Source organism: Pseudomonas sp. D3, from assembly GCF_029320995.1.
GTDB lineage: Bacteria > Pseudomonadota > Gammaproteobacteria > Pseudomonadales > Pseudomonadaceae > Aquipseudomonas > Aquipseudomonas paraveronii.
The window spans coordinates 2,372,926-2,389,520 of record NZ_CP119772.1 but is presented as its reverse complement, the minus strand read 5'-3'; the positions used below and the strand labels follow the sequence as shown (position 1 = coordinate 2,389,520).

Annotated in this window: 11 protein-coding genes, 2 tRNA genes and 3 rRNA genes; 7 read left to right on the top strand and 9 right to left on the bottom strand. The window is 57.0% G+C overall.

Annotated features, from left to right (window positions below; genetic code table 11):
- Positions 1–198: 198 nt before the first annotated feature.
- The 5 genes from rrf to P3S72_RS11025 all read right to left on the bottom strand — a co-directional run bounded on the left by rrf (position 199) and on the right by P3S72_RS11025 (position 5,411).
- Positions 199–314 (bottom strand): 5S ribosomal RNA (rrf, locus tag P3S72_RS11045).
- 157 nt (positions 315–471) lie between these two features.
- Positions 472–3,363 (bottom strand): 23S ribosomal RNA (locus P3S72_RS11040).
- A 249-nt stretch (positions 3,364–3,612) separates the two neighbouring features.
- Positions 3,613–3,688 (bottom strand) — tRNA-Ala (locus P3S72_RS11035).
- 27 nt (positions 3,689–3,715) lie between these two features.
- Positions 3,716–3,792: transfer RNA gene (locus P3S72_RS11030), tRNA-Ile, on the bottom strand.
- Positions 3,793–3,874: 82 nt separating this feature from the next.
- Positions 3,875–5,411 (bottom strand): 16S ribosomal RNA (locus tag P3S72_RS11025).
- The 16S, 23S and 5S rRNA genes sit together here with 2 tRNA genes alongside, the layout of an rRNA operon.
- 696 nt (positions 5,412–6,107) lie before the next feature.
- On the opposite strand from P3S72_RS11025, the gene rhtA reads away from it, so the two are divergent.
- Both rhtA and P3S72_RS11015 read left to right on the top strand, forming a co-directional pair.
- On the top strand, positions 6,108–6,995 hold the full coding sequence (gene rhtA, locus P3S72_RS11020) for a threonine/homoserine exporter RhtA (protein ID WP_276197351.1): 888 nt from the start codon (positions 6,108–6,110) through the stop codon (positions 6,993–6,995).
- Positions 6,996–7,161: 166 nt separating this feature from the next.
- Positions 7,162–7,443 carry a hypothetical protein gene (locus tag P3S72_RS11015; RefSeq protein WP_253394578.1) on the top strand — a complete coding sequence of 94 codons (282 nt, stop codon included), beginning with the start codon at positions 7,162–7,164 and terminating at the stop codon, positions 7,441–7,443.
- A gap of 133 nt (positions 7,444–7,576) precedes the next feature.
- Here P3S72_RS11015 and P3S72_RS11010 read toward each other — a convergent pair whose 3' ends face one another.
- The 3 genes from P3S72_RS11010 to P3S72_RS11000 form a co-directional block, all read right to left on the bottom strand.
- Entirely contained in the window at positions 7,577–9,385 is a 1,809-nt protein-coding gene (locus P3S72_RS11010; protein ID WP_276197350.1) for an aminopeptidase P family protein, read from the bottom strand.
- Positions 9,386–9,434: 49 nt separating this feature from the next.
- Positions 9,435–10,595 carry an aminotransferase class V-fold PLP-dependent enzyme gene (locus P3S72_RS11005; protein ID WP_276197349.1) on the bottom strand — a complete coding sequence of 387 codons (1,161 nt, stop codon included), beginning with the start codon at positions 10,593–10,595 and terminating at the stop codon, positions 9,435–9,437.
- Between the two features lie 231 nt (positions 10,596–10,826).
- Positions 10,827–11,093, bottom strand: a complete 267-nt coding sequence (locus P3S72_RS11000) for a hypothetical protein (protein ID WP_276197348.1) — start codon at positions 11,091–11,093, stop codon at positions 10,827–10,829.
- A gap of 399 nt (positions 11,094–11,492) precedes the next feature.
- On the opposite strand from P3S72_RS11000, the gene msuE reads away from it, so the two are divergent.
- The 4 genes from msuE (at position 11,493) to P3S72_RS10980 (ending at position 15,614) form a co-directional block, all read left to right on the top strand.
- Complete coding sequence (gene msuE / locus P3S72_RS10995; RefSeq protein WP_247402600.1) at positions 11,493–12,056, top strand: FMN reductase; 564 nt, start codon at positions 11,493–11,495, stop codon at positions 12,054–12,056.
- Between the two features lie 9 nt (positions 12,057–12,065).
- Complete coding sequence (ssuD, locus tag P3S72_RS10990) at positions 12,066–13,205, top strand: FMNH2-dependent alkanesulfonate monooxygenase (RefSeq protein ID WP_078833079.1); 1,140 nt, start codon at positions 12,066–12,068, stop codon at positions 13,203–13,205.
- 107 nt (positions 13,206–13,312) lie between these two features.
- Complete coding sequence (locus tag P3S72_RS10985) at positions 13,313–14,500, top strand: acyl-CoA dehydrogenase family protein (RefSeq protein WP_276197347.1); 1,188 nt, start codon at positions 13,313–13,315, stop codon at positions 14,498–14,500.
- A 10-nt stretch (positions 14,501–14,510) separates the two neighbouring features.
- Positions 14,511–15,614 carry a sigma-54 dependent transcriptional regulator gene (locus P3S72_RS10980; RefSeq protein WP_247402608.1) on the top strand — a complete coding sequence of 368 codons (1,104 nt, stop codon included), beginning with the start codon at positions 14,511–14,513 and terminating at the stop codon, positions 15,612–15,614.
- Here the strand turns inward: P3S72_RS10980 and P3S72_RS10975 are convergent.
- Positions 15,603–15,968 carry an antibiotic biosynthesis monooxygenase gene (locus tag P3S72_RS10975; protein WP_276197346.1) on the bottom strand — a complete coding sequence of 122 codons (366 nt, stop codon included), beginning with the start codon at positions 15,966–15,968 and terminating at the stop codon, positions 15,603–15,605. The two genes, P3S72_RS10980 and P3S72_RS10975, sit on opposite strands and share 12 nt — an antisense overlap.
- A 100-nt stretch (positions 15,969–16,068) precedes the next feature.
- On the opposite strand from P3S72_RS10975, the gene soxR reads away from it, so the two are divergent.
- Complete coding sequence (soxR, locus tag P3S72_RS10970) at positions 16,069–16,518, top strand: redox-sensitive transcriptional activator SoxR (RefSeq protein ID WP_276197345.1); 450 nt, start codon at positions 16,069–16,071, stop codon at positions 16,516–16,518.
- The last annotated feature ends 77 nt before the right edge of the window (positions 16,519–16,595 follow it).

Below are 16,595 nucleotides of genomic sequence, written 5' to 3'. Positions count from 1 at the left end.
TTGTCAGACTATCGAAGGAAGGGGCAACCGTTCTTGTATGATCTTGCAGTTTGAGGATCGCGGCACAAACACTCAAAGAGCCGTTACTAAACCACGACAAGGACGCACCGAAGACCACCGCAGTGGCGCTCTTCGCACTTTTCGAGCGGACAAACAAAACCCCTGTCTGCGTAAGCAAACAGGGGTTCTGGAATTTAATCTTGACGATGACCTACTCTCACATGGGGAAACCCCACACTACCATCGGCGATGCATCGTTTCACTGCTGAGTTCGGGATGGGATCAGGTGGTTCCAATGCTCTATGGTCGTCAAGAAATTCGGGTACTGAGTCGTGGCCAGCTGGCCTCGCTTCAGCAAATTGGGTATGTGATAGCTTTCGGTGTTTTGTGAGATTCGAACTTTCGGTTCGTTTCGTCTTCACACACCGCAATCTGATGCTCTTTCGAGTAGTCAAATTGCTTGGGTGTTATATGGTCAAGCCTCACGGGCAATTAGTATTGGTTAGCTCAACGCCTCACAGCGCTTACACACCCAACCTATCAACGTCGTAGTCTTCGACGGCCCTTCAGGGGACTCAAGGTCCCAGTGAGATCTCATCTTGAGGCTAGTTTCCCGCTTAGATGCTTTCAGCGGTTATCTATTCCGAACATAGCTACCCGGCAATGCCACTGGCGTGACAACCGGAACACCAGAGGTTCGTCCACTCCGGTCCTCTCGTACTAGGAGCAGCCCCTCTCAAATCTCAAACGTCCACGGCAGATAGGGACCGAACTGTCTCACGACGTTCTAAACCCAGCTCGCGTACCACTTTAAATGGCGAACAGCCATACCCTTGGGACCGGCTTCAGCCCCAGGATGTGATGAGCCGACATCGAGGTGCCAAACACCGCCGTCGATATGAACTCTTGGGCGGTATCAGCCTGTTATCCCCGGAGTACCTTTTATCCGTTGAGCGATGGCCCTTCCATACAGAACCACCGGATCACTAAGACCTACTTTCGTACCTGCTCGACGTGTCTGTCTCGCAGTCAAGCGCGCTTTTGCCTTTATACTCTACGACCGATTTCCGACCGGTCTGAGCGCACCTTCGTACTCCTCCGTTACTCTTTAGGAGGAGACCGCCCCAGTCAAACTACCCACCATACACTGTCCTCGATCCGGATAACGGACCTGAGTTAGAACCTCAAAGTTGCCAGGGTGGTATTTCAAGGTTGGCTCCACGCGAACTAGCGTCCACGCTTCAAAGCCTCCCACCTATCCTACACAAGCAAATTCAAAGTCCAGTGCAAAGCTATAGTAAAGGTTCACGGGGTCTTTCCGTCTAGCCGCGGATACACTGCATCTTCACAGCGATTTCAATTTCACTGAGTCTCGGGTGGAGACAGCGCCGCCATCGTTACGCCATTCGTGCAGGTCGGAACTTACCCGACAAGGAATTTCGCTACCTTAGGACCGTTATAGTTACGGCCGCCGTTTACCGGGGCTTCGATCAAGAGCTTCGCGTTAGCTAACCCCATCAATTAACCTTCCGGCACCGGGCAGGCGTCACACCCTATACGTCCACTTTCGTGTTTGCAGAGTGCTGTGTTTTTAATAAACAGTCGCAGCGGCCTGGTATCTTCGACCGGCATGAGCTTACGGAGCAAGTCCTTCACCCTCACCGGCGCACCTTCTCCCGAAGTTACGGTGCCATTTTGCCTAGTTCCTTCACCCGAGTTCTCTCAAGCGCCTTGGTATTCTCTACCCAACCACCTGTGTCGGTTTGGGGTACGGTTCCTGGTTACCTGAAGCTTAGAAGCTTTTCTTGGAAGCATGGCATCAACCACTTCGTTAACTAAAAGTTAACTCGTCATCAGCTCTCGGCCTTAGAATCCCGGATTTACCTAAGATTCCAGCCTACCACCTTAAACTTGGACAACCAACGCCAAGCTGGCCTAGCCTTCTCCGTCCCTCCATCGCAATAACCAGAAGTACAGGAATATTAACCTGTTTTCCATCGACTACGCTTTTCAGCCTCGCCTTAGGGACCGACTAACCCTGCGTCGATTAACGTTGCGCAGGAAACCTTGGTCTTTCGGCGTGGGTGTTTTTCACACCCATTATCGTTACTCATGTCAGCATTCGCACTTCTGATACCTCCAGCAAGCTTCTCAACTCACCTTCACAGGCTTACAGAACGCTCCTCTACCGCATCACCTAAGTGATACCCGTAGCTTCGGTGTATGGTTTGAGCCCCGTTACATCTTCCGCGCAGGCCGACTCGACTAGTGAGCTATTACGCTTTCTTTAAAGGGTGGCTGCTTCTAAGCCAACCTCCTAGCTGTCTAAGCCTTCCCACATCGTTTCCCACTTAACCATAACTTTGGGACCTTAGCTGACGGTCTGGGTTGTTTCCCTTTTCACGACGGACGTTAGCACCCGCCGTGTGTCTCCCATGCTCGGCACTTGTAGGTATTCGGAGTTTGCATCGGTTTGGTAAGTCGGGATGACCCCCTAGCCGAAACAGTGCTCTACCCCCTACAGTGATACATGAGGCGCTACCTAAATAGCTTTCGAGGAGAACCAGCTATCTCCGAGCTTGATTAGCCTTTCACTCCGATCCACAGGTCATCCGCTAACTTTTCAACGGTAGTCGGTTCGGTCCTCCAGTTAGTGTTACCCAACCTTCAACCTGCCCATGGATAGATCGCCCGGTTTCGGGTCTATTCCCAGCGACTAGACGCCCTATTAAGACTCGCTTTCGCTACGCCTCCCCTATTCGGTTAAGCTCGCCACTGAAAATAAGTCGCTGACCCATTATACAAAAGGTACGCAGTCACCTAACAAAGTAGGCTCCCACTGCTTGTACGCATACGGTTTCAGGATCTATTTCACTCCCCTCTCCGGGGTTCTTTTCGCCTTTCCCTCACGGTACTAGTTCACTATCGGTCAGTCAGTAGTATTTAGCCTTGGAGGATGGTCCCCCCATATTCAGACAAAGTTTCTCGTGCTCCGTCCTACTCGATTTCATGACTAAGAGATTTTCGCGTACAGGGCTATCACCCACTATGGCCGCACTTTCCAGAGCGTTCCGCTAATCTCAAAGCCACTTAAGGGCTAGTCCCCGTTCGCTCGCCACTACTAAGGGAATCTCGGTTGATTTCTTTTCCTCAGGGTACTTAGATGTTTCAGTTCCCCTGGTTCGCCCCTTACACCTATGTATTCAGTGTAAGGTAACCATCTTATGATGGCTGGGTTCCCCCATTCAGACATCTCCGGATCAAAGTCTGTTTGCCGACTCCCCGAAGCTTTTCGCAGGCTACCACGTCTTTCATCGCCTCTGACTGCCAAGGCATCCACCGTATGCGCTTCTTCACTTGACCATATAACCCCAAGCAATCTGGTTATACTGTGAAGACGACATTCGCCGAAAATTCGATAATACTCAATTAAGAGCAACTCACAAATTTTACCTTAGCCTGATCCGTTACCAGTGAAAGTAACGTTCAGTCTATCTTTCTATCACATACCCAAATTTTTAAAGAACGATCTAATCAAAGACTAGAAATCAACATTCACCATCATCACGATGGAATGCTCATTTCTAAGCTCTCAAACTTCAGAAGCAGTAGTGGTGGAGCCAAACGGGATCGAACCGTTGACCTCCTGCGTGCAAGGCAGGCGCTCTCCCAGCTGAGCTATGGCCCCGTATTTCTACAGGTTCCCACACAAAATTGGTGGGTCTGGGCAGATTCGAACTGCCGACCTCACCCTTATCAGGGGTGCGCTCTAACCAACTGAGCTACAGACCCAATTTCGGGCTGCTTCTTATCGTCTTCTTCAATGAATCAAGCAATTCGTGTGGGAACTTATGGAGCAGCTGATGTCGTCGATTAAGGAGGTGATCCAGCCGCAGGTTCCCCTACGGCTACCTTGTTACGACTTCACCCCAGTCATGAATCACACCGTGGTAACCGTCCTCCCGAAGGTTAGACTAGCTACTTCTGGTGCAACCCACTCCCATGGTGTGACGGGCGGTGTGTACAAGGCCCGGGAACGTATTCACCGCGACATTCTGATTCGCGATTACTAGCGATTCCGACTTCACGCAGTCGAGTTGCAGACTGCGATCCGGACTACGATCGGTTTTCTGGGATTAGCTCCACCTCGCGGCTTGGCAACCCTCTGTACCGACCATTGTAGCACGTGTGTAGCCCAGGCCGTAAGGGCCATGATGACTTGACGTCATCCCCACCTTCCTCCGGTTTGTCACCGGCAGTCTCCTTAGAGTGCCCACCATTACGTGCTGGTAACTAAGGACAAGGGTTGCGCTCGTTACGGGACTTAACCCAACATCTCACGACACGAGCTGACGACAGCCATGCAGCACCTGTCTCAATGTTCCCGAAGGCACCAATCTATCTCTAGAAAGTTCATTGGATGTCAAGGCCTGGTAAGGTTCTTCGCGTTGCTTCGAATTAAACCACATGCTCCACCGCTTGTGCGGGCCCCCGTCAATTCATTTGAGTTTTAACCTTGCGGCCGTACTCCCCAGGCGGTCAACTTAATGCGTTAGCTGCGCCACTAAGAGCTCAAGGCTCCCAACGGCTAGTTGACATCGTTTACGGCGTGGACTACCAGGGTATCTAATCCTGTTTGCTCCCCACGCTTTCGCACCTCAGTGTCAGTATCAGTCCAGGTGGTCGCCTTCGCCACTGGTGTTCCTTCCTATATCTACGCATTTCACCGCTACACAGGAAATTCCACCACCCTCTACCATACTCTAGTCAGTCAGTTTTGAATGCAGTTCCCAGGTTGAGCCCGGGGATTTCACATCCAACTTAACTAACCACCTACGCGCGCTTTACGCCCAGTAATTCCGATTAACGCTTGCACCCTCTGTATTACCGCGGCTGCTGGCACAGAGTTAGCCGGTGCTTATTCTGTCGGTAACGTCAAAACAATCACGTATTAGGTAACTGCTCTTCCTCCCAACTTAAAGTGCTTTACAATCCGAAGACCTTCTTCACACACGCGGCATGGCTGGATCAGGCTTTCGCCCATTGTCCAATATTCCCCACTGCTGCCTCCCGTAGGAGTCTGGACCGTGTCTCAGTTCCAGTGTGACTGATCATCCTCTCAGACCAGTTACGGATCGTTGCCTTGGTGAGCCATTACCTCACCAACTAGCTAATCCGACCTAGGCTCATCTGATAGCGCAAGGCCCGAAGGTCCCCTGCTTTCTCCCGTAGGACGTATGCGGTATTAGCGTCCGTTTCCGAACGTTATCCCCCACTACCAGGCAGATTCCTAGGCATTACTCACCCGTCCGCCGCTCTCAAGAGAAGCAAGCTTCTCTCTACCGCTCGACTTGCATGTGTTAGGCCTGCCGCCAGCGTTCAATCTGAGCCATGATCAAACTCTTCAGTTCAAACATCTTTGGGTTTTTAAGAAACCCTAAACTTGGCTCAGCAATCGTTGGTTACATCTTTGATTTCTCGCGGAGTAACTTGTGATGCTGATAATCTTGTTGACTATCAGTCTGACTCCACAAGCACCCACACGAATTGCTTGATTCAGTTGTTAAAGAGCGGTTGGTTAAGATCTTTCGTCTCAACCGAGGCGCGCATTCTACAGCAGCCTCATTTGCTGTCAAGTGATTATTTTCAGAAGTTTTCAAAGTTTCCTTTGTAACTTCAACCACTTGCGCTTCCGATCTCTCGTTAGCGGGAGGCGAATTCTACAGCGTTACACGCTGCTGTCAACACCTCTTTTTCTCCGCTTTCGACCGAGAAGATCGAAACGTTAATAGAGCCAAACAACACTGCTCTACCAACTCCCTCCAGGCTTCGATGAACTGAAGCAGGCCGCTGTCGAATCTCGCATAACTCTTTGTTTACCAAGGAGTTTTCCGTTTCGACTGCGCCGGAAGTGGGGCGAATTATAGACGTACAGGATTTGCCGTCAACCCTTAATTTGGTTTTTCTATCAAACAGCCGAAAATCTCAAAATCCCCTCTATATAGAGGGCCGTCGATTGATAATTGAGCAATATATTGCTCAATATTGCACAGTTAAGCATCATAGGGCTTCTGCTACTCAAATATGACCTCGGACGAACACCCCCAATGACCACCTCCCCCCGCAGCCTGACCTCGGCACTGTTTCCCGTCGGCCTGCTGTTGATCGCCATGGCTTCCATCCAGTCCGGCGCCTCGCTAGCCAAGAGTATGTTCCCTATTGTCGGCGCCCAAGGCACCACCACGCTGCGCCTGATTTTCGCCAGCGTCATCATGTTGCTTATATTGCGCCCGTGGCGCGCCACGCTGACGACCAAATCCCTGCGCACCGTGATCGTCTACGGAATGGCCCTGGGCGGCATGAACTTCCTCTTCTATATGTCGCTGCGCACAGTTCCCCTTGGTATTGCGGTAGCCCTGGAATTCACCGGGCCGCTCGCCGTCGCCCTCTACGCATCGCGCCGGGCGGTGGACTTTCTGTGGATTGCCCTCGCAGTCGTCGGTCTCCTACTGTTAATTCCCATGGGAGAAGCCAGCACTAGCATTGACGTAGTCGGGGCGGCTTATGCATTAGGCGCAGGTGTTTGCTGGGCGCTCTACATTCTGTTCGGCCAAAAGGCGGGGAATGATAACGGCGTACAAACGGCCGCCCTGGGCGTCATGATCGCTGCCTTGTTCGTCGCCCCCATCGGCATCGTCCATGCGGGTGTGGCGCTGCTGACGCCCTCGCTGATTCCGGTCGCCATCGGCGTCGCCATCCTGTCCACCGCGCTGCCCTACACCCTGGAGATGGTCGCGCTGACTCGCCTACCCGCCCGTACTTTTGGCACGTTGATGAGCATCGAACCCGCATTCGGCGCGCTCTCGGGCCTGTTCTTCCTGCAGGAGCATTTGTCGCTTGCACAGTGGATGGCCATCGCCTGCATTATCCTGGCCTCCGTTGGCGCCACATTGACCATGCGAAACGAGGCTAAACCTCTGGTACCAGCCGATTAATCATCTTTGACGGTAGCTCTGGTATTTGCCGCTCATTTAGGCCATGTTTAGGCCGCAAACAGATGTCATTCATGGAGAGTTTCGACAAGGACAGCGCGAACGCTACAATCGAGAGCGAGTAAAGCTGGCTTCATGCATTTTTTCGAAGCCGCTATTAAGGATGGGAATGAAGCGAATTTTGATACTGTTAATGGTCATGGCCATTGCTGGCTGTGCCGCGACCACCAAGACAGAAGTGAAACGGGGCAAAAAAGGGCTGCATATCAACTGTTCCGGCCTGTCCTCCTCCTGGGACCAGTGCTACACCAGTGCAGTCAATTCATGCGGTGCCAAGGGCTACCGGGTTATCGCCAAGTCCGGTGACAACTCCGAGGAGCCTGGGGACTATCCCTTCGGCCTCAACCCTGCCGGCTACACCAGCCGGAGCATGATCGTCATCTGTAAATGACGGCCCGAGCAGTCCACTTCCGACTGCTCCGCACCGCCCACCTTGAACGCCTCGAACTGACGCAGCCCTTCGCGACGCTGCGGCTAACCGCTTGCGCGCAGATCGCAAGCGGCACCTGCCGAGCAGCAACCGATCAAATCGCCGCAGTCCGCACCTGCAACCACTCCAACGCGGCGCCACTGAGCAATGGGCTCAAACGCTGACGCACCTCTGCATGGTACGCATTGAACCACTGGCACTCCTCGGCCGTCAGCAACGACGGCTCCAGGCAACGGGTGTCGATCGGGCACAAGGTCAAGGTTTCGAACTTGAGAAACTCACCAAACTCGGTCTTGCCTGCTTCGCGATTCAACACCAGGTTCTCGATACGCACGCCCCAACGCCCCGGGCGGTACGTACCCGGCTCAATGGAAGTGATCATGCCCGGCTGCATCGCAGTTTGCGGCGCAGTGGCCGCCTGGTAGGCGATCACCTGCGGACCTTCATGCACATTGAGGAAATAACCTACGCCGTGACCTGTGCCGTGCCCATAGTCGACACCTTCGGCCCAGATCGGCGCTCGCGCGATGGCATCCAGCAATGGCGACATAATGCCCTTGGGAAAGTGAGCACGGGACAGCGCAATCACCCCCTTGAGCACGCGGGTGCAATCACGTTTCTGCTCATCACTCGGCGAACCGATAGGCACCATCCGCGTGATATCGGTGGTACCACCCAAGTACTGGCCGCCCGAGTCGATCAACAGCAGGCCGTCACCTTCGATCAGCGCATGCTCTTCTTCGGTGGCGTGATAATGCGGCATCGCGCCATTGGCGTTGAACGCGGCAATGGTGTTGAAACTCAGCGACACATAACCGGGCCGGCGGGTACGTGCAGCCGTCAGGTGTTCGTCGATGGTCAGTTCGGTGATGCGTTCACGGCCCAGCGCACTCTCCAGCCAGGCGAAAAATTCGCACAGGGCCGCGCCATCCTGTTCCATGGCCTGGCGGATATGTTCCGCGTCGGCCAGGCTCTTGCGGGATTTGGCAAGCGTAGTCGGATTCATCCCTTCCAGCAGCTTGACGCTGGCATCCAGGTGTTCCAACAAGCCCGCGGTCACGCGTGCCGGATCAACCTGCACACTCGCGCCCGACGGCACCGCCCGTAGCGCACCGGCGACTTCGCTGTAATCGCGCAAGGTCACGCCATCCTGCTCAAGCACAGCGCGCAGCTCGGCATCGACTTTGCTCAGCGCCACAAACAAAGTGGCCTGTTGTGCACTGATCAGGGCGAAGGACACAAACACCGGGTTGAACGATACATCGGCACCGCGCAGGTTAAACAACCAGGCGATGTCATCCAGGGTCGCGATGAAATGCCAGTCGGCGCCCTTTTCTTTCAAACTGGCGCGCAGCGCCGCGAGTTTTTCCCCACGGCTGACGGTGGCCTGCGGTGGCAGATGCTGGTAGATAGGCTGATTCGGCAACGTCGGGCGATCTTTCCAGACTTCATTCAACAGGTCGATATCGGTACGCAGGCGTGCGCCGCGCTCTGCCAGCTTGCCGCCCAAAGTACGCGCCGAAGCCACGGCCATTACCGCACCATCAACCGCCACCACACCGCCATGCGGCGTCTGCTCGGCCAGCCATTCCAGCGGACCAGGTTGACCCGGCTGCAGTTTCACCAGTTCGATACCGCTGCCCTTGAGCTCCTTGGTCGCTTGTTCCCAGTAGCGGCTGTCGGCCCAGACACCGGCGAAATCCGCGCTGACGATCAGCGTCCCCACTGACCCGTGGAACCCCGACAACCATTGACGCCCCTGCCAGTAGCCCGGCAAGTATTCGGACAAGTGCGGGTCAGCCGACGGCACCAGCAAGGCGTGAATGCCCTCGCGGCGCATCAGTTCACGGGTATGCGCCAGGCGCTGGGGAACCGTTCCATGGGTCAAAAGCTGCGTACTCATTGTGTCTCCTGCTAACCACTAATAATTGTTATGGGTTACGAATGAGGAATCAAACCGCCCAGAACGCCGGCGCACTGGCAAGGGCGGCCTTGATCAATTGCACGGCCTGGTCGATGTCCTGTTCGGTGGTGAACCGCCCCAGGCTCAAGCGAACGGTACGACCGGCGCTGCGGGCGTCATGCCCGAGCGCCAGCAGCACGTGGGAAGGCGCATTGCTTGCCGAATTGCAGGCCGAGGTCGCGGAAAAAGCCATGCCCACGCTTAAGGCCGCAGCGTCGAACTCGCCTTCACCGAACGTGAGGCTGAGGGTGTGAGGAATGCGCTGGGTGGCGCTGCCATTGAGACGCACACCGGCAACCGTCGTCAGTTGATCCAGCAAACGCCGGCGCAAGGCCACGATCGCCGCCTGCTCCTCGCTGAAAGCCTGCGCCGCCAGGGCGAACGCCGCGCCCATGCCCGCGATCTGGTGAGTCGCCAGGGTGCCTGAGCGCAAGCCGCCCTCGTGGCCACCGCCGTGAATCTGCGCCATCACCTTCTGCTGCGCCCGCGGCCCGACATACAACGCGCCGATCCCCTTGGGGCCATACACCTTGTGTGCGGAAAACGACATCAAGTCCACCGGCCATTGCGCCAGGTCGATTGCCACCTTGCCCGCGCCCTGTGCCGCGTCCACATGCAACAACGCGCCGTGTTCACGCACCCGCGCGCCGATGGCGGGGATGTCGTTGAGCGTGCCCAACTCGTTGTTCACCAGCATCAGCGAGACCAGGAAGGTGTCTTCACGCAGTGCTTCACTCACCGCTTCGGCACTGATCAACCCATCGGCGTCCGGCACCAGGTAGGTCACGGCTACACCGGCTTCCTGCATCTGCCGCGCGGTGTCCAGCGTGGCCTTGTGCTCGATCTGGCTGGTGATGATATGCCCCCCCGCGACGCCCCGTGCTTGAGTTACACCCTTGATCGCGAGGTTGTTGGATTCAGTCGCGCCGGACGTCCAGACGATCTGCTCCGGCTCCGCACCGACCAACTCGGCCACCTGGCGACGCGCCCGCTCAACCGTTTGCCGGGCCGCTTGGCCGAATGCGTGGGAACTGGACGCAGGGTTACCGAAATTGGCATGGAAGCCCAGACACTCGACCATCACCTGGATGACTCGCTCATCCACCGGGGTGGTGGCGGCATAGTCGAAATACAACGGACGTTTATTCATAACCTTGGGGACTCGCAGAGCTGGTTCCCGAGAGCAACGTCTCAGGGGCATCGACCGGAACAGAGATCGTCAGGTTTACCCGATCGAATGCCATTAAAAAAGGACCACTTGACGTAAATGTGCGTAGGAACGCTCCTGAAATTCAGCTTAACAGGCTGAAGTAGCGCCATGGCAAACAAAAAGCCCGAGGGTTCTTGAGAAACCTCGGGCTTTTTGGCACTGAGCAACGGCTCAACTGGGACGACCATGCAGGGTCACATTACGTTCGGCGTTCATTTCGCCCTGGCGATCAAAGCCGAAAGGCTTCTGTGCCTGGGTCAGGGCAGCCCGCTGCTGTTGATACTCGTCAAACGACAACCCGCGACGGCTCAACGCCTCCAGCGCCAGTTCCCGGGTTTCTTGTGCCGTGTAAGGGCGCAATTCAGGCGAAGGATGGGTCGCACAACCGGCAACGACAGAAGTGACAAGTAATACGCAAACAGCAAGAAATCGGTTCATGGCGGTGGCTCTGCGAAGGAGGTCTCAAGTCAATGAACACAGGCTACTCCCGACCTTGAACGGTGAAAAATCATCATCCGTGATAGTCGCTATCAACCGAGGTCGCACCCTCGATAGGGCAGCACGCATATTCCTATAAGATCTATAAATATAGAAATACGTTAATTTACGGAATAAACATAACCCTCTATAAATGGCTGCACGCGAGCTCAACACTGTTCGCCACGCAACTGTTGTCCAGGCAACAGCCATTCAACAAAACACCAGGCAGACAACAGCAACGTTTTCAGCAGTGAGCCCGCAGCCCAAGCGATTCAAGGCCTGCAGCCGTTGGTACAGCTCTTGCTCAGACCGACTCACTTCTCCTGCGATGAACCACTGTTGAAAAAGGAACTGTTCATGACCCGTCCCCTGAATGTCGTTGCCCTCTCCGGCGGAACCTGGCGCCCGTCCCGCACCCTGGTGTTGACCCAGGCCGTGCTGGCCGAACTGGCAACTGTATTGCCGATCCAGACCACTCTTATCGAACTCGGCGATATCGCCCGGCCACTGGGCGGCGCACTGTCGCGCGATGAGTTGCCGGCCGAGGTCGAATCCCAACTGTTGGCCATCGAACAGGCCGACCTGCTGATCGTCGCCGCACCGGTCTATCGCGGTTCTTATCCAGGCCTGCTCAAACATCTGTTCGACCTGGTTGGCCTAAATTCGTTGATCGACACCCCGGTGCTGCTGGCCGCCACCGGCGGCAGTGAACGTCACGCGCTGGTACTCGATCACCAGTTACGCCCGCTGTTCAGCTTCTTCCAGGCCCTGACCCTGCCGATCGGCGTGTATGCCACCGAAGCCGATTTCACCGATTACCAAATCACCAGCGAAGCCTTGAAGGGCCGTATTCGCCTTGCGGCAGAACGCGCAGCACCTTTGTTCGCCGCGCACTCCCCCTCTCTGCTGAAAATCGCTTAAGGATTCGTCATGGATGTTTTCTGGTTTCTGCCCACTCATGGCGACGGTCATTACCTGGGCACCACCCAAGGTGCTCGCCCGGTCACCCTCAATTATCTGAAGCAAGTCGCCCAGGCTGCTGACAGCCTTGGTTACTACGGCGTGCTGATTCCTACCGGGCGCTCGTGCGAAGACTCCTGGGTGATCGCCTCGGCGCTGGTGCCGCTGACGGAGCGTTTGCGCTATCTGGTTGCAATTCGCCCAGGCATCATCTCGCCCACGGTGTCGGCGCGCATGGCGGCGACCTTGGATCGCCTGTCGAACGGCCGCCTGCTGATCAACGTCGTGACCGGCGGTGACCCCGACGAAAACCGAGGCGACGGCAGCTTCCTCGACCACAGCGAACGCTATGAAGTCTCCGACGAATTCCTCAGGATCTGGCGCCGCGTGTTGCAGGGCGAATCGGTGGACTTCGAAGGCAAACACCTGCGCGTACAGAATGCCAAAGCGCTTTACCCACCGGTGCAGAAGCCTTATCCGCCACTGTACTTCGGCGGTTCTTCCGACGCTGCCCACGACCTCGCCGCCGAACAGGTGGATGTGTACCTGACCTGGGGCGAACCACCTGCCGCCGTCGCCGAAAAGCTCGCGGATGTGCGTGAACGTGCCGCGCGCCACGGGCGGACCGTGAAATTCGGCATCCGCCTGCATGTGATCGTGCGCGAGACCGAAGAAGACGCCTGGAAAGCCGCCGACAAACTGATCGAACACATCAGCGACGAGACCATCGCCGCCGCGCAAAAATCCTTCTCGCGCTTTGACTCCGAAGGCCAGCGCCGCATGGCCGCCTTGCACGATGGGCGCCGCGACAACCTGGAAATCGCCCCCAACCTCTGGGCCGGTGTCGGCCTGGTACGTGGCGGCGCCGGTACGGCGCTGGTGGGCAACCCGCAACAAGTGGCTGAGCGGATCAAGGAATACGCGGACTTGGGCATCGAGAGTTTCATCTTCTCCGGCTACCCGCACCTCGAAGAAGCCTATCGCTTCGCCGAGTTGGTGTTCCCGCTATTGCCGGAACCCTACGCCAGCCTGGCCGGACGCGGCGTCACCAATCTGACGGGGCCGTTTGGCGAAATGATTGCCAATGATGTGCTGCCAGCCAAGGCCTGAGAACGCTGAGATCCGGCTTAGGTGGGAGCGCACAAGCCCGCTCCCACCTTTGATCTTCATTGCCCAATAGATAGCACACGGCATTAGAGCCCTATGAGGAATACCGCGTGACAGCCAAACCCCACAGCGTCCTGCCCTCACCTTTGCAGACCGCCAGACAGCTCGCCGCCGAATTCGCGCTCACCGCCGTCGAACGCGACGAGCGCGGTGGCACGCCAAAAACCGAACGGGATGCCCTGCGCCAAAGCGGTCTGCTGGCGCTGAGCATTCCCGCTCAATACGGCGGCCTCGGTGCGCGCTGGAGCGACACCCTGGGCATCGTGCGTGAATTCGCCAAGGTCGACAGCTCCATCGCCCATGTCTTCGGTTTCCACCACCTGATGCTCGCCACTGTCCGTCTGTTTTCGCGCCCGGACCAATGGCAACCCTGGTTCGAACAGACCGCGCGCAAAAACTGGTTCTGGGGCAATGCCCTCAACCCGCTGGACACGCGCACGTTGGTCAAGGATTTTGGCGGCTGGCGTGAGTTCTCCGGCAAAAAGAGTTTCTGCTCCGGCGCCAGCGATTCGGAAATGCTGATCGCCTCGGCGGTGGATGAGAGCGCCGGCGGCAAGTTGCTGATCGCCGCCATCCCCAGTGGACGCAGCGGCATCACTTTGCACAACGACTGGAACAATATCGGCCAGCGCCAGACCGACAGCGGCAGCGCCAGTTTCGAACGGGTACGCGTCGAGGAATCGGAGTTGCTGCTCGACCCGGGTCCACTGAGCACACCCTTCGCCGGCCTACGCCCACTGATCGCACAGTTGACCTTCACGCACATGTTCCTCGGCATTGCCGAAGGTGCCTTTGACGAAGCGCGCAACTACACCCTCACCGAAACCCGCGCGTGGCACAAATCCACCGCCGAGGATGTGCGCCAGGACCCCTACGTACTGCACCACTACGGCGAATTCTGGGTGGCCTTGCAAGGTGTGCGCCTACTGGTGGAACGCGCCGCCACGCAGCTCGATCAAGCCTGGGCCAAGGGGCCGAACCTCAGCGAAAACGAACGCGGCCAACTGGCCATCGCCATCGCCACCGCCAAGGTCGCCGCCAGCCGCCAGGGCCTGGAGTTGTGCAGCCGCTTATTTGAAGTCACTGGCGCGCGCTCCACCCATGCGTCACTGCGCCTGGACCGCCATTGGCGCAACCTGCGCACGCAAAGCCTGCACGATCCGGTGGACTACAAACTCCACGAACTGGGGGACTGGGCGTTGAACCAGTCCCTGCCGATTCCTACGTTCTATTCATAAAGAGGTGCCCATGCAGCTTTTAACCTTACCGCCCTCGCCCGCCCTCGCCACCTCGATCCGCGCCACGGCCCAGGTCTTCGAAGACCCGAAATCCCAGGCGCTGCTCGACCATATCCAGCAAGTGGCGCCCAGCGAAGCCAGCGTGTTGATCATCGGCGAAACCGGGACCGGTAAAGAGCTGGTGGCGCGCCACATTCATAACCTCAGCGCACGGCGTAACCGGCCCTTTGTGGCGGTGAACTGCGGGGCGTTTTCCGAATCGCTGGTGGAGGCCGAACTGTTCGGCCATGAAAAAGGCGCCTTCACCGGTGCCCTCAGCGCCAAGGCCGGCTGGTTCGAAGAGGCCGACGGCGGCACCTTGTTCCTCGATGAGATCGGCGATTTGCCGATGGCGATCCAAGTCAAATTGTTGCGCGTGTTGCAAGAGCGGGAAGTGGTGCGCCTGGGCTCGCGCAAGAGCATTCCCATCGATGTGCGCGTGCTGGCGGCAACCAACGTGCAGCTGGAAAAAGCCATCAACGCCGGGCATTTCCGCGAAGACCTCTACTACCGCCTCGACGTGGTCAGCCTGGAGCTCAGCCCGTTGCGCGAGCGTCCCGGCGACATCCTGCCGCTGACCCGACACTTCATCCAAGCCTACAGCCAGCGCCTGGGCTACGGCCCGATCACCCTCAGCCGCGAGGCCGAACACAAGCTAAAAAGCTACAGCTGGCCGGGCAATATCCGCGAGCTGGAAAACGTGATTCACCACACCTTGCTGATCTGCCGTAATGGCCTGATCGAACGCGACGATTTGCGCCTGTCGAACCTGCGCATAGAGCGTCAGGACGACAGCCAGCACAGCACCGATAACAGTGCCGAAGCCTTGCTTGAACGGGCCTTTCAAAAGCTGTTCGAGGAACAGGCCGGCGCCCTGCATGAAAAAGTCGAGGACGCATTGCTGCGTGCCGCCTACCGCTTCAGCCACTACAACCAGGTCCACACCGCCAACCTGCTGGGCCTGAGCCGCAACGTCACGCGCACGCGCCTGATCAAGATCGGCGAGCTGGCGGTGAACAAGCGCCGTCCGGGGGAAAACGTACAGGGTGAGCGTATGCTGCACCTATCCATTTAGACGGCAGTGCAACGCATTGTCATGGCTGCGCTCGAAACTGCGCAGCACCTGGAACGAACCGAAGGTCACGGCCGTGGCCTGGTGGGCGCGTATCAGTGCCCAGAAATCTTCCTCGCCGTGCTCAAAACGCTGGAAGGCCGCCTCGCCGTCCTCGCGCGAGCGCCATTGCAGGTAATTGAGTACCCGCCGCCCGTCATCGCTGACCTGCACACTCGCGTTGAGAAAGCCGCCGTGCCCCTGCGCCAGGCGCTCACTCTGGGTGGATAACGCCGCGACCAGGGCGAGCTGTTGTTGGGGCTCGACCTGAAACTCGATCAATTGAGTGAAACTGAGATTCTTCTCTGATACCTGCATGAACACTCCCCTTTCTACGTAGGCAGAATCTTGCGATTCGATGCCACGCAGGGTAAAACCTCTAGTTAAGTCAAGGTCAAGCGTCTATCTGGAGTTTTTCATGGTTACCAAGGAGCTCACTGTCGGCCAACTGTCGGCCCGCAGCGGCGTGGCGGTCACGGCGCTGCATTTTTACGAAACCAAGGGGCTGATTAAAAGCAATCGCAATGCCGGCAATCAACGGCGCTACCCCCGCGACGTCCTGCGCCGGGTGGTGGTGATCAAAATCGCCCAGCGCCTGGGAATTCCGCTGGCGACGATTGGTGAAGCATTGCAGACCTTGCCGGATGGACGCACGCCTACCGCTAAAGATTGGCAGCGTTTGTCGGCATCGTGGCGGCAGGATTTGGACGAGCGCATCAACAAGCTGATGCTCCTGCGGGACAAGCTCAATGGCTGTATCGGTTGTGGGTGTTTGTCGCTGGAGGCATGCCCGTTGCGCAATCAGGATGATCAGCTTGGCGAGCGTGGGCCAGGGGCTCAATTGCTCGAACCCACCACGCGCCAATAGGCTCTGACCGACGCATAAACCCACCAGCCAATACCGACTGCAATGAAAGGCCACATGCTCACTTGATGCGTCGGTAT

Coding starts and splice junctions, on each gene's coding strand:
- P3S72_RS10980 (WP_247402608.1), top strand. CDS start 14,511: ATGCAGCTTTTAACCTTACCGCCCTCGCCCGCCCTCGCCACCTCGATC.
- P3S72_RS11010 (WP_276197350.1), bottom strand. CDS start 9,385: ATGAGTACGCAGCTTTTGACCCATGGAACGGTTCCCCAGCGCCTGGCG.
- P3S72_RS11015 (WP_253394578.1), top strand. CDS start 7,162: ATGAAGCGAATTTTGATACTGTTAATGGTCATGGCCATTGCTGGCTGT.
- ssuD (WP_078833079.1), top strand. CDS start 12,066: ATGGATGTTTTCTGGTTTCTGCCCACTCATGGCGACGGTCATTACCTG.
- P3S72_RS10975 (WP_276197346.1), bottom strand. CDS start 15,968: ATGCAGGTATCAGAGAAGAATCTCAGTTTCACTCAATTGATCGAGTTT.
- msuE (WP_247402600.1), top strand. CDS start 11,493: ATGACCCGTCCCCTGAATGTCGTTGCCCTCTCCGGCGGAACCTGGCGC.
- soxR (WP_276197345.1), top strand. CDS start 16,069: ATGGTTACCAAGGAGCTCACTGTCGGCCAACTGTCGGCCCGCAGCGGC.
- rhtA (WP_276197351.1), top strand. CDS start 6,108: ATGACCACCTCCCCCCGCAGCCTGACCTCGGCACTGTTTCCCGTCGGC.
- P3S72_RS11000 (WP_276197348.1), bottom strand. CDS start 11,093: ATGAACCGATTTCTTGCTGTTTGCGTATTACTTGTCACTTCTGTCGTT.
- P3S72_RS11005 (WP_276197349.1), bottom strand. CDS start 10,595: ATGAATAAACGTCCGTTGTATTTCGACTATGCCGCCACCACCCCGGTG.